This window comes from Gordonia sp. JH63 (assembly GCF_009856645.1).
Lineage (GTDB): Bacteria > Actinomycetota > Actinomycetes > Mycobacteriales > Mycobacteriaceae > Gordonia > Gordonia hongkongensis.
In genome coordinates, this window is the sequence record NZ_CP047235.1 from 1,859,060 (window position 1) to 1,871,310 (window position 12,251).

Consider the following 12,251-nt stretch of genomic DNA (forward strand, 5'->3'; position numbering starts at 1 on the left):
TGCACACCTCCGAACGACCAGGTTATCCGGCGGGTCGCGGGTGCAGACGTTCGCACCCGGCGGGAAGCCCCGGCGTCCGGGCTAAGCGAGGTCTGCCAGGCCGACGGGACGGGGCCAGCGCGGGGTGAGTCCGTCGCCCGACGAGACGCCGCGGATGCGGCGCACCACCCAGGGGCCGAGAAAGGTGCGGGCCCACTCCGCGTTCTGTCGCCGCTGCTCCCGGCGGGTGGCGACCGCGGCGGCGGCCAGCGTCTCGGGCGTGATGTGGTGGTCGACGCCGAGCAGGTCGAGGACCCGGCCGGCCATCTGTGCGTGACCGAGCGGCGACATGTGCAGGCGATCGGCGTCCCACATGCGGTAGTCGTCGTAACCGGCCATCCGCCAGAAGTCGCAGATCAGTGCACCGTGCTTCTCGGCGACCGCCCGGACGAGCTCGTTGTAGATGGCGACCCGTCCACGCAGCATCCGGAACACCGGAGCCCATCCGGTGTCGTAGGCGGTGAAGACGACGACGGTGGCGCCCGTCGCGGTCAGGTCGCGCAGGGCCGCGTCGTACCGCGCGATCATCGCGTCGAGGTCGAGGGACGGGCGCATGAGATCGTTGCCGCCGGCGTAGATGGTGACCAGGTCGGGCTCCAGGGCGATCGCCGGGCCGATCTGCTGGGCGAGCACCTCGTCGAGCAACCGGCCGCGGATGGCCAGGTTCGCATAGCCGAAGTCCGCCCCGCCCTCGGCGGACGCCGCGGCGGCGAGTTGTTCGGCGACACGGTCGGCCCACCCGCGTACCCCGTTGGGTCGGGCCGGGTCCGGATCGCCGACTCCCTCGGTGAACGAGTCGCCCAAGGCGACGTAACGGGTGAAGCCCACGGCAACGCCTTCCGGTCGGATCGGAGTGGTTCCGACGACGCTAATCCCGTGCGCCGTCGGCCGACAAAGCGAGCCCGTGACAGAGCGATCGGTCGGCATTCCGACGGAGCGACCGATCGGCATTCGCGAATTTCCGACGCTGCGGATCTCTCATTGTCGAATCCTGCTGGAGAGTATTTCTCAACACTGCGGCAATGAGTGCCACGTACATTGCGCGGCAATTGTTTTCGATCACCTTTCCCGAGGCGTCACAGTGCCGTGCCGCCGCCTTTCCGACGCGGTGGACGGCGTCGGGGAGCACGGTTTCCGAGGGGGTCGAAGGCGGTGTGAGGGGGTGGCCGAACGGCCGGTCTCGGTGAGTAGGATCACGACGTGAACTGCCCGTGGAAACGGGTCGGCGTCGTCGGGACATTCGCGTCGATCCGTGCCCGCCGGGAGTTTGTTCGCGCGATCTCCACCGCGATTGTGCGAGTCGCTGAGCACGCGCCGGACCGGCGCAGGCGTGAGAGAAAGAGAACACCACGATGTTCGACAAGGTTCTGGTCGCCAACCGCGGCGAGATCGCCATCCGCGCATTCCGCGCCGCCTACGAACTGGGCGCGCGCACGGTCGCGATCTTCCCGTACGAGGATCGCAACTCGGTGCACCGGCTGAAGGCCGACGAATCCTACCAGATCGGGGTGCCGGGACATCCGGTGCGGGCCTACCTGTCGGTCGACGAGGTCGTCGGCGCGGCGGTCCGGTGTGGCGCCGATGCTATCTACCCCGGTTACGGATTCCTGTCGGAGAACCAGGGTCTCGCCGCCGCGTGCGCGGAGGCGGGCATCACCTTCGTGGGCCCGAGCGCCGACATCCTGGAGATGACCGGCAACAAGGCGACCGCGGTGGCCGCGGCGAAGGCGGCGGGGATCCCCGTGCTCGCGAGCTCGGAGCCGTCGTCGGATCTCGACGAGTTGCTCGCCGCGGCGGAGGACATGCAGTTCCCGGTCTTCGTCAAGGCGGTCGCGGGTGGCGGCGGGCGGGGGATGCGCCGCGTCGACGAGCGTGCCGACCTCGCCGAGGCCATCGCGGCCGCGTCGCGCGAGGCCGAGGCCGCGTTCGGCGACGCGACGGTGTTCCTGGAGCAGGCCGTGGTCAACCCGCGGCACATCGAGGTGCAGATCCTCGCGGACACCTACGGCAACGTCATCCACCTCTACGAGCGCGACTGCAGCCTGCAGCGCCGCCACCAGAAGGTGATCGAGCTCGCGCCCGCACCGAACCTCTCCGACGAGTTGCGCGAGCAGATCTGCTCGGACGCAGTGGCTTTCGCGCGATCGATCGGCTACTCGTGCGCGGGCACGGTGGAGTTCCTGCTCGACGAACAGGGTCGCCACGTGTTCATCGAGATGAACCCGCGTATCCAGGTCGAGCACACGGTGACCGAGGAGATCACCGACGTCGACCTCGTCAGCGCGCAGCTGCGCATCGCATCGGGGGAGTCGCTGGCGGATCTCGGACTGACCCAGGACACGATCCGCATCCGCGGTGCCGCGCTGCAGTGCCGGATCACCACCGAGGACCCCGCCAACGGCTTCCGGCCCGATGTCGGGCGCATCACCGCCTACCGTAGCCCCGGCGGTGCCGGCGTCCGGCTCGACGGCGGTGCGAACCTCGGCGCCGAGGTGAGTGGCCACTTCGACTCGATGCTCGTCAAACTGACTTGTCGCGGACGGGATTTCCCGACCGCGGTGCGGCGTGCGCGCCGCGCCGTGGCCGAGTTCCGAATCCGTGGCGTCGCGACCAACATCCCGTTCCTGCAGGCGGTGCTCGACGATCCTGATTTCCGCGCCGGGCGCGTCACGACCTCGTTCATCGACGAGCGTCCCGGTCTGCTGACCTCGCGTTCGTCAGCCGACCGCGGTACCAAGATCCTGTCGTACCTGGCCGACGTCACCGTGAACAAGCCGCACGGTGAGCGGCCCACCACGGTGTACCCGCGCGACAAGCTGCCCACCGTCGAGCGTTCGGTGCTCGCCTCGCCGCCGAACGGCTCGCGGCAGCGTCTGCTGGAGCTCGGACCCGAGGGGTTCGCGCGCGACCTGCGCGAGAACCCGCGGCTGGGCATCACCGACACGACGTTCCGCGATGCGCACCAATCGCTGCTCGCGACTCGCGTGCGCACCAACGGGCTGCTCAACGTGGCGCCGTACGTGGCCGCGCTGACCCCCGAACTGCTGTCCGTCGAGTGCTGGGGCGGGGCGACCTACGATGTGGCGCTTCGCTTCCTGAAGGAAGACCCGTGGGATCGGCTGGCGCAGTTGCGGGAGGCGATCCCCAACATCTGTCTGCAGATGCTGTTGCGCGGCGCCAACACGGTCGGTTACACGCCGTATCCCACCAAGGTGACGACCGCGTTCGTGTCCGAGGCGACCGACGTCGGCATCGACATCTTCCGGATCTTCGACGCGCTCAACAACATCGACGCGATGCGACCCGCGATCGACGCGGTCCGCGAGACCGGTACGGCGGTGGCCGAGGTGGCGATGAGCTACACCGGCGATCTGTCCGACCCGGGCGAGGACCTCTACACGCTCGACTACTACCTGCGGCTGGCCGAACAGATCGTGGAGGCGGGCGCGCACGTCCTGGCGATCAAGGACATGGCGGGTCTGCTGCGCGCTCCCGCGGCGACCACCCTGGTGTCGGCGCTGCGGCGTGAGTTCGATCTGCCGATCCACGTGCACACCCACGACACCCCGGGCGGACAGCTGGCGACCTACATGGCCGCGTGGCAGGCGGGGGCCGACGCGGTCGACGGCGCCAGTGCCGCGCTGGCGGGCACCACGAGCCAGCCGCCGCTGTCGGCGATCGTCGCCGCGACCGCCCACACCGAGCGGGACAGCGGCATCGACCTCGCGCGGGTGTGTGACCTCGAGCCGTACTGGGAGGCGCTGCGAAAGGTGTACTCGCCGTTCGAGTCCGGTCTCCCGGCGCCGACCGGGCGGGTCTACTCGCACGAGATCCCGGGCGGGCAGCTGTCGAACCTGCGGCAGCAGGCCATCTCCCTCGGGCTGGGCAACCGGTTCGAGGCCGTCGAGCAGGCGTACGCCGCCGCTGATTCGATGCTCGGCCGACTGGTCAAGGTGACCCCGTCGTCGAAGGTCGTCGGCGACCTCGCGCTCGCGCTGGTCGGCCGCGGCATCACCGCCTCGGACTTCGCGGCCGACCCGGCGTCCTACGACATCCCGGACTCGGTGATCGGCTTCCTGCGCGGCGAGCTGGGCGACCCACCCGGTGGCTGGCCCGAACCGCTGCGCACCCTCGCGCTGCAGGGCCGCGCGCCGGCCCCCGAGGTCACCCCACTGTCCGCCGACGACGAGGCCATCCTCGACAAGCCGGGTCGTGACCGTCAGGTCCGGCTCAACCACCTGCTCTTCCCCGGTCCGGCAAAGGAATTCGAGGAGCACTACGAGGCCTACGGTGACACGTCGAGGCTCTCGGCCAACCAGTTCTTCTACGGACTGCGCTACGGCGAGGAACACCGCGTCGAACTCGAACCCGGTGTCGATCTGCTCATCGGGCTGGAGGCGGTCAGCGAACCGGACGAGCAGGGCATGCGGACCGTCATGTGCGTCCTGAACGGTCAGCTGCGCCCGATCGCGGTGCGCGACCACTCCGTCGACTCGGCTGTCGCGTCGGCGGAGAAGGCGGACCGCTCCAACCCGCACCACATCGGTGCCCCGTTCGCGGGCGTCGTGTCGCTGTCGGTCGACGTCGGCGACGAGGTCGCCGTCGGCGCGACGATCGGCACCATCGAGGCGATGAAGATGGAGGCGGCGATCACCGCCCCGGTCGCGGGCACCGTGACCCGACTCGCCATCGGACAGGTGACGCAGGTCGCGCCGGGGGATCTGCTGATCGAGATCCGCTGAGCAGATCGGCGGCGGGGCGCCTGGCCCCGCCGCCGGTTCAGCTACCCCGGTACGTCGAGTAGGCGAAGGGGCTCAACAGGATCGGTACGTGGTGATGTCGCCCGGGATCGTCGATCTCGAAACAGACGTCGATCTCGGGATAGAAACCCTTGATGTCGTTGTCGGCAAACCAGTTACCGGTGTCGAAGACGAGGTGGTAGATCCCGGGGACGAGCGCCTCGGTGTTCACTGCGGTGATGCGACCGTCCGAATCAGTGCTGCCGCTGGACAATTCGGTCCCCGACGCATCCTGCAGGGACACCTCGAGGCCGACGGCGGGTGAACCCGACACCGCGTCGAGGACATGTGTGGACAGACCGGTCATCTCGGGATCCCTTCGTCGGCGGTGCGCTCGGTCGACAGCATACGGAGCAGGCGGGCGCGATTGATCTTCGCCAACTCCTCGCGCAGGACATGCCGTTCGGTGGCGGCGTCGTTGGTCATCCGCTGGTGGAGGAGGGCGAGGAGCTCGTCGGCGGGACGACCGTTCGCGAAGACCAGGTACACGTGCCCGAACCGCTCCTCGTAGGCCGCGTTGCCCTTCCTCAGGTCGGCGAGCACCGACGCCGCCGAACTCGCGACGCCGGCCTGCTCTCGCGCCGACGAGGCGTTGTCCGGCCGGTCTCCGATCCGGGGGTGCCCCGCGAGCGCCTCGTCGACGTCGTCTTCGGAGAGCTCCGCCAACGTGCGGTCGGCGGAGTCGAGCAGTGCGGGTACATCGTGAAACGGCCGCGCGCGCATCATGCGCTCGATCCAGGCCGTCGAGGCGCAGCACGACCGCAACGCCGCCCGGACCTCGGCATCGTCCATCTCGTCGAGAATCATGCTGCCCAGCGTAGGAGGCGCGCGCGTGGCCGTCGCGTGGAAGATGGAGCGATGACCGACGCCGCCGCGCCCCGACGAGCTCAGCGATCGCCGGGTCGGGTGCTCGGTGTGGTGCTCGCCGCCGGCGCGGGCACCCGGTACGGGATGCCGAAGATTCTGGCGGACGACGGTCGGTGGCTCGGACACGCGGTCGCGACGCTGCGCGACGGCGGATGCGCGGAGGTGGCGGTCGCCATGGGAGCGGCGGTCGTCGAACCGCCCCCGGGCGCCGGTGCGCTGGTCGTCGAGGACTGGGCCGACGGTGTCGGCGCCTCGGTGGCGGCGGCCCTGCGGTGGGCGATGGCACGACCGGATGCGGCGGGACTGGTGGTGCACGTGGTCGACACCCCGGACAGCGGCCCGGAGATCACCGCCCGGCTGCTCGATGCGGTCGGGTCTGATCGAGCCGCGTTGGCGCGAGCGGTCTTCGAGGGCCGGCCGGGACACCCGGTGTACATCGGTGCCGACCATTTCGGGCCCGCGTTGCGCGACATCGGTGGTGACGTCGGGGCGCAGGTCTACCTCCGCTCCCGGGCGGTCACACCCGTCGAATGTGGGGATCTGTCGACGGGCGAGGACATCGACGAGAGACGCTGACCTGCGGTGAGCGTGCCCATTTCGAGACCTTCTCGTCGCCGTTCCGGTGCACGGGGATCCCGCGTGGGACAAGCCTCCATGTCTAGGGTGCAGACATAGCCGGGTAACGGACCGCACTCTCTCGAAGCGGGTGATCGCCGTGGCGCACGATCGCCGTCGACGCCTCACCGCGATCATCGCCGCGCTGGTCCTGGGAACGGGGCTCGCGGCGTGCGCGGCCGGTCCCGATGTCGCCGACCCGGCGCCCCGGTCCGTCGAGGACGCGCATCTGCCGCCCGGTGTCGACACCACCTTCCGCTGGGCCGCCACCGGCGTCCTCGACCCGCAATCAGCCGAAGGCACCTTCGTCCGAGCCTTCACCGAGTCCTTCGAACTCGCGAATGCCGGCAGGTCCGTGCGGTGGGGTTATCCCGGGTTCGTCGAGGCCGCCCCGTCGAACATCGATCAGATGGTCACGGCCTATCCCACCGATTCGTCGACGGGTCGCGAGGTCGGCACCGCCTTCTACAGCGCGCTGCGCCGGGTCGATGACAACGGATGGGTGCGAATCGTGCTGTGCCGCCACGGATACCGATCCGTGCAGCGCGCCGGTGGGTGGACCGTCGGCTTCGACGCCCCGCGGCCGGTCGAGATCGACATCCGGCGGGTCGGGGACGATCCCGCGGCCGCGACACGCGGTGGTGAACGGACCCCGGGCGCCGATGTGTTCGGCGGGTGGTTCACCTCCCGCTACGACTTCGCGGCGCTGTATCCGACCCCGACAGCGGATCAGAAGTCCTGCGCGGCACTGACTCCGGCGGGGATGCCGCACTGGCTGCCGAATACCGCCACCGAACCGTGGCCGTCGCTGTCGCAGTCGCCGGGATGGTCGAGCTACCCCGGCGCAGCCTGATCCCGCACGGACTACTGGTCGGGCAACCCGTCGAGCAGGTCGTCGCAGTGCACCGGGAGATCGCGGACCCGCACCCCGGTGGCGTTGTGGATCGCGTTGACCACGGCCGCGGCGCTGCCCACGATGCCGATCTCGCCCGCACCGCGTGAACCCATCGGGGTGGCGTGCTCGTCGCGGTCGTCGAGACAGATCGCGTCGACGTCGGCGATGTCGGCGTGCACCGGGATGTGGTACTCGGCGAGGTCCTGGGTGACCACGTGCCCGAAGCGGTGATCGCGAACGCTCTCCTCGTGCAACGCCATCGAGATGCCGAAGGTCATCCCGCCGATGAGCTGCGAGCGGACGGTGCGGGGATTGATGGCACGCCCGATGGAGAACACCCCGAGCATGCGCGGGATCCGGATCTCGCCGGTGTCCACGTCGACGCGGACCTCGACGAAGTGCGCTCCGAACGAGGCCACCGTGAACTTCTCGAGATCGGGGTTGTCGGCTGCCTCCGCGCTGAGCTCGGCGCCCTCGGGCGGATCGTCGCCGAATCGCGCGCGGAACTGATGCGCGGCGGTGACGATCGCCGATCCCCAGGACGAGGTGCCCGACGAGCCGCCGGCGACGGTCGCGCTCGGCAGAGCGCTGTCGCCGATCTCGATGTCGACGACGTCGGTGGGCACCCCGAGCGCGTCGGCGGCGATGAGCAGCAGCGTCGTCCACGCGCCGGTGCCGATGTCGGTGGCGGCGATCCGCACCGAGTAGCGGCCGGACCGGTGGGTTATCGACGCCTCGTTCCCGGGCTGCACCATGTGGGGATAGGTCGATGATGCGACACCCAGTCCGATGAGGTGCCGGCCGTCGCGTCGGGACCCGGGTTCGGTGGAACGCCGGTCCCAGCCGAATCGGTCGGCGCCCTCGCGGAGACAGTCCAGGAGCCGCCTCGACGACCACGGGTTGCCCGTCTCGGGGTCCTCGGGCGGTTCGTTGCGCACGCGCAGCTCGATGGGGTCGATCCCGATCGCGTGTGCGAGTTCGTCCATCGCCACCTCGCCGGCGAACATCCCCGGCGCCTCGCCGGGCGCGCGCATCCAGAAGGGGACCGGAACGTCGAGCGGGACGACGTGGTGGTCGGTCCGGCGGTTCGCGACGGCATACATCGACCGGGAGGTGACCGCGGCCTGCTCGGCGAATTCCTTGACGTGCGCGCTGTGCGTGTGTGCTTCGTGAACCAGGGCGGTGAGGTGGCCGTCGCGGTCGGCGGCGAGTCGCAGCCGCGATCGTGTGGGCGCGCGGTGTCCGACGTAGGCGAACATGTGCTGCCGGGTCACGGCGAATTTCACCGCTCGCCCGGGCAGGCTCATCGCCGCGAATGCGGCCAGCACGTCGTGGGAATGCGGGGACCCCTTGGAGCCGAATCCGCCGCCCACGTGCGGCGCGACGACTCTCATCTGATCGGGTTCGAGTCCGAGCACCGGAGCCAGCGCGGACACCACGCCCTGCGTCGACTGGGTCGAGTCGTACAGCGTCAGCGTCGACTCGGCGGGCTGCCACGTCGCCACGACGGTGTGGGGCTCCATCGGGTTGTTGTGCTCTTCCGGCGTCGAGTACCACTCGTCGATCGTGACGACGCCGGACTCGCCACGTCCCCCGGTAGCCTCGTCGAGAACACGATCCGGGTCCCCGTCCAGCGAGGTCGGCTCGAACCCGCCGTTGACCTGCTCGGGCCGGTAGCTGTCGGGGTGGTCCACGCGGAACTCGGTGTCGTGATCGTCGTCGTCGTAGGTCACGATCACGGCCGCCGCGGCCTCCCGGGCAGTCTCGGGACTCTCCGCGACGACGGCGCCGATGAGCTGGCCGCGGTAGGCGATCTCCGGTGACTGCAGGATCGTCAGGTCACCGTTCGAGGTGTCTGCCAGCCGGGGTGCGTTCTCATGGGTGAGGACCAGGAGGACGCCGGACGTCGACTCGGCTGCGGCGGTGTCGAATCCGGTCACGCGGCCACGCGCGACAGCGGCGGTGATCGGCCACAGGTACACCGCGTCGGTGAGATGTTCGTACGCGTACGGCGCTGTGCCGCGGACCTTGTCGGCGCCGTCGATCCGGGCGTGGGAGGTGCCGATGGCGGTCATCGGGTGCTCAGTTCCCGCAGGGTGGCGACCAGGGTGCGTCGTGCGAGCGGCACCTTGAATTCGTTTCCGTCCAGACCGCGCGCGTCGCCGAGTTCGGCATCGGCCGCCGCGGCGAACAATTCGGTCGACGGACGCTGTCCGCGCACCACGGATTCGGCGCGTTCGGCGCGCCAGGGCTTGTGGGCGACACCGCCGAGTGCGATGCGTGCCTCACCGATCACGTCACCGTTCATGCTCAGCTCGGCGGCGACGGACACGAGCGCGAAGGCGTAGGAGGCGCGGTCACGGACCTTGCGATAGGTCGACGCCGAGTCGGGCGGCGGTGGCGGCACGTCGATGGCCACGATGACGTCGTGCGGTTCGAGGACCGTGTCCCGCTCCGGATGCTCCCCCGGAAGCCGGTACAGATCGAGGATGTCCACGACGCGCTCGCCGTCGGGACCCTGCACCACCACGCGTGCGTCGAGTGCGGTCAGGGCGACGGCCATGTCCGACGGGTGGGTCGCCACGCAGGCGTCGGACGCGCCCAGGATGGCGTGGTACCGGGTGTAGCCGCCGATGGCCGAGCAACCCGAGCCCGGCGTCCGCTTGTTGCACGGCGTCGTGACGTCCTGGAAGTACACGCACCGCGTGCGCTGCAGCAGGTTGCCCGCGTTGGTCGCGAGGTTGCGCAACTGTGGTGACGCCCCCGAGAGGAGAGCGCGCGCCAACACCGGGTAGCGGCGCCGGACCAGGGGGTGGGCGGCGGTGTCGGCGTTGCGCGCGGTGCCGCCCAGACGCAGCGAACCGTCCGGCCGCTCGATGATGTCGTCGAGCGGGAGGCGCGAGATGTCGAGCAGGGCAGGCGGATCGGCGACACCGAGCTTCATGTGGTCGACGAGGTTGGTGCCGCCGGCGATCAGCTTCGCACCGTCGTGGTCGCGCAGGAATGCGACAGCGCCGGCCACATCGGTCGCGCGGTCGTAGGTGAACGGGATCATCGATCGGCCACCTGTCGGATCGCGGCGAGAATGTTGGGGTAGGCCGCGCAGCGGCAGAGGTTGCCGCTCATCCGTTCCCGGATCTCGTCGTCGGCCAGACCGTTCGCGTCATCGGTGGCCGCGGGGTCGAGGTCCTCGGTGACGTGGCTCGGGTGGCCCTGTTTCGCCTCGTCGAGCATGCCGACCGCCGAGCACAGCTGGCCGGGGGTGCAGTAGCCGCACTGGAAGGCGTCCTCGTCGATGAACGCCTCCTGCATCTCGTGCAGGTCGTCGCCGTCACCGAGCCCCTCGGCGGTCACGATCTCGGTGCCCTCATAGGCCACCGCGAACGACAGGCAGCTGACGATCCGGCGACCGTCGACCAGCACAGTGCACGAGCCGCACTGCCCGTGGTCGCATCCCTTCTTGGGGGAGAAGATGCCCAGGCGGTCGCGGAGGCCGTCGAGCAGGGTCGTGCGCGTGTCCACGACGACGTCGCGGAGGGCACCGTTCACGGACAGCGAGATTCTGGCTTCCACATCGCGGGGCGTACCCGACGTCCCGGGCGGTAAACACCCGCCGCAGGCGCGGGAATGTCTGGAACAATCGGCCGGGTGGCCACCCCAAGACCCAGAGTTGTCGTCATCGGCGCCGGATTCGCGGGCATGCACTGTGTCCGCCGGCTCAAGAACGAGCCGGTCGACGTCACCGTCGTCGACCGCGGAACCAGTCACTTGTTCCAACCGCTGCTGTATCAGTGCGCCACCGGGCTGCTGTCGGAAGGCGCGATCTCCAGCCCGGTCCGTCATCTGACACGCAGGCACAAGAACCTCGACGTGGTGCTCGGCGAGGCATCGGACATCGACGTCGACGCCCGCGAGCTGACGGTCGATCGCATCGACGGATCGTCCTTTCGCCTGTCGTACGACCATCTGGTGGTCGCGGCCGGGATGCGCACCGCCTACCGCGGCAACGAGGACTTCGCCGCCCACGCACCGGGAATGAAGACCCTCGACGACGCGCTGTCCATCCGGCGCAAGATCATGGCCGCGTTCGAGATGGCCGAGACGGTCACCGACCCGGAGGAGCAGCGATCCTGGCTCACCTTCGCGGTGGCCGGCGGCGGGCCGACCGGAGTCGAGCTCGCGGGGCAGATCCGGGAGGTCGCGACGCTCGCGCTCGAGCGCGAGTTCGATGCGATCGATCCGGCGCAGGCGCGGGTGCTGCTCCTGCACGGCGGTGATCGGGTGTTGCCGTCGTTCTCCACCAAGCTGTCGGCCAGGGCCCAGCGCACACTCGACGAACTCGGGGTCGAGACCCACCTCGGCGTACACGTGACCGGTGTGGGGGAGGACCACGTCGAGACGACCCGCAAGGCCGACGGCGACAAGCAGACGTACCCCGCGCGGACGACGCTGTGGACGACCGGTGTCGAGGCCGTCCCGTTCGCCACCACGCTCGCCCGGGCGCTGGGAGCCGACCAGGACCGCGGCGGCCGGATACCGGTGGAAGCCGACCTGTCGGTCCCGGGTCACCCCGACGTCTTCGTGTGCGGTGACATGAGCGCTTACCGCGACCTCCCAGGGGTCGCCGAGGTGGCCATGCAGGGCGGCCGGCACGTCGGCGCGGTGATCGCCGAAACCGTTGCGGGACAAAGGGACCGGTCCCCGTTCAAGTACCGCGACCTCGGCACGGCGGCCTACATCGCGCGCCGGCACGCGATCGTGCAGTCGGGACCCCTGCAACTGTCGGGCTTCCTGGGCTGGGTCGCGTGGGGTGTCATCCACATCGCGTTCCTGGCGGGTGTGCGCAATCGGATGGGCACTGTGATGACTTGGGGCGCAACGCTGCTCACCGACAGTCGGCGAGAGCGCGCGATCACCTACGGCGACCCGGAGACGGCGCGGCAACCGTACGGGCAGTGACGGGGTTGATGCGGCCCGGGTTCCCGTCGAACGCTTGTCCGTGACCCCCTGGCCTGGTATCCAGAGTAGAACACGTT

At 69.8% G+C, this 12,251-nt stretch carries 10 protein-coding genes; 4 read left to right on the forward strand and 6 right to left on the reverse strand.

Annotated features, from left to right (window positions below; translation table 11 throughout):
- Positions 1-81 precede the first annotated feature (81 nt).
- Complete coding sequence (locus GR168_RS08400; RefSeq protein WP_159370511.1) at positions 82-867, reverse strand: SGNH/GDSL hydrolase family protein; 786 nt, start codon at positions 865-867, stop codon at positions 82-84.
- 524 nt (positions 868-1,391) lie between these two features.
- Between GR168_RS08400 and GR168_RS08405 the strand changes: the two genes are divergently transcribed.
- Positions 1,392-4,781 (forward strand): pyruvate carboxylase, encoded by a 3,390-nt coding sequence (locus GR168_RS08405; RefSeq protein ID WP_058250629.1) that lies wholly within the window; start codon positions 1,392-1,394, stop codon positions 4,779-4,781.
- A gap of 37 nt (positions 4,782-4,818) precedes the next feature.
- Here the strand turns inward: GR168_RS08405 and uraH are convergent, their stop codons facing one another.
- Positions 4,819-5,145, reverse strand: a complete 327-nt coding sequence (uraH, locus tag GR168_RS08410) for a hydroxyisourate hydrolase (protein WP_055475092.1) — start codon at positions 5,143-5,145, stop codon at positions 4,819-4,821.
- The gene (uraD, locus tag GR168_RS08415; protein ID WP_101819060.1) at positions 5,142-5,645 is read right to left on the reverse strand and encodes a 2-oxo-4-hydroxy-4-carboxy-5-ureidoimidazoline decarboxylase; all 504 of its coding nucleotides are present in this window, start codon (positions 5,643-5,645) and stop codon (positions 5,142-5,144) included. The genes uraH and uraD overlap by 4 nt, the downstream gene beginning before the upstream one ends.
- Positions 5,646-5,696: 51 nt before the next feature.
- Between uraD and GR168_RS08420 the strand changes: the two genes are divergently transcribed.
- On the forward strand, positions 5,697-6,281 hold the full coding sequence (locus GR168_RS08420) for an NTP transferase domain-containing protein (RefSeq protein WP_159370512.1): 585 nt from the start codon (positions 5,697-5,699) through the stop codon (positions 6,279-6,281).
- A 130-nt stretch (positions 6,282-6,411) separates the two neighbouring features.
- A complete protein-coding gene (locus GR168_RS08425) occupies positions 6,412-7,173 on the forward strand; it encodes a hypothetical protein (protein WP_159370513.1) in 762 nt (253 codons plus the stop codon).
- Positions 7,174-7,184: 11 nt separating this feature from the next.
- Here the strand turns inward: GR168_RS08425 and GR168_RS08430 are convergent, their stop codons facing one another.
- From GR168_RS08430 to GR168_RS08440, 3 genes are read right to left on the reverse strand one after another with little or no spacing between them, the layout of a single operon-like run.
- On the reverse strand, positions 7,185-9,290 hold the full coding sequence (locus tag GR168_RS08430; protein WP_159370514.1) for a xanthine dehydrogenase family protein molybdopterin-binding subunit: 2,106 nt from the start codon (positions 9,288-9,290) through the stop codon (positions 7,185-7,187).
- A complete protein-coding gene (locus GR168_RS08435; RefSeq protein WP_101819056.1) occupies positions 9,287-10,270 on the reverse strand; it encodes a xanthine dehydrogenase family protein subunit M in 984 nt (327 codons plus the stop codon). The genes GR168_RS08430 and GR168_RS08435 overlap by 4 nt, the downstream gene beginning before the upstream one ends.
- Positions 10,267-10,788, reverse strand: a complete 522-nt coding sequence (locus GR168_RS08440; protein ID WP_004021638.1) for a 2Fe-2S iron-sulfur cluster-binding protein — start codon at positions 10,786-10,788, stop codon at positions 10,267-10,269. Before GR168_RS08440 ends, GR168_RS08435 begins: the two co-directional genes overlap by 4 nt.
- Before the next feature lie 75 nt (positions 10,789-10,863).
- On the opposite strand from GR168_RS08440, the gene GR168_RS08445 reads away from it, so the two are divergent.
- Positions 10,864-12,174, forward strand: coding sequence for an NAD(P)/FAD-dependent oxidoreductase (locus GR168_RS08445; RefSeq protein WP_159370515.1), 1,311 nt, complete (start codon positions 10,864-10,866; stop codon positions 12,172-12,174).
- The last annotated feature ends 77 nt before the right edge of the window (positions 12,175-12,251 follow it).

Coding starts and splice junctions, on each gene's coding strand:
- uraD (WP_101819060.1), bottom strand. CDS start 5,645: ATGATTCTCGACGAGATGGACGATGCCGAGGTCCGGGCGGCGTTGCGG.
- uraH (WP_055475092.1), bottom strand. CDS start 5,145: ATGACCGGTCTGTCCACACATGTCCTCGACGCGGTGTCGGGTTCACCC.
- GR168_RS08405 (WP_058250629.1), top strand. CDS start 1,392: ATGTTCGACAAGGTTCTGGTCGCCAACCGCGGCGAGATCGCCATCCGC.
- GR168_RS08430 (WP_159370514.1), bottom strand. CDS start 9,290: ATGACCGCCATCGGCACCTCCCACGCCCGGATCGACGGCGCCGACAAG.
- GR168_RS08435 (WP_101819056.1), bottom strand. CDS start 10,270: ATGATCCCGTTCACCTACGACCGCGCGACCGATGTGGCCGGCGCTGTC.
- GR168_RS08420 (WP_159370512.1), top strand. CDS start 5,697: ATGACCGACGCCGCCGCGCCCCGACGAGCTCAGCGATCGCCGGGTCGG.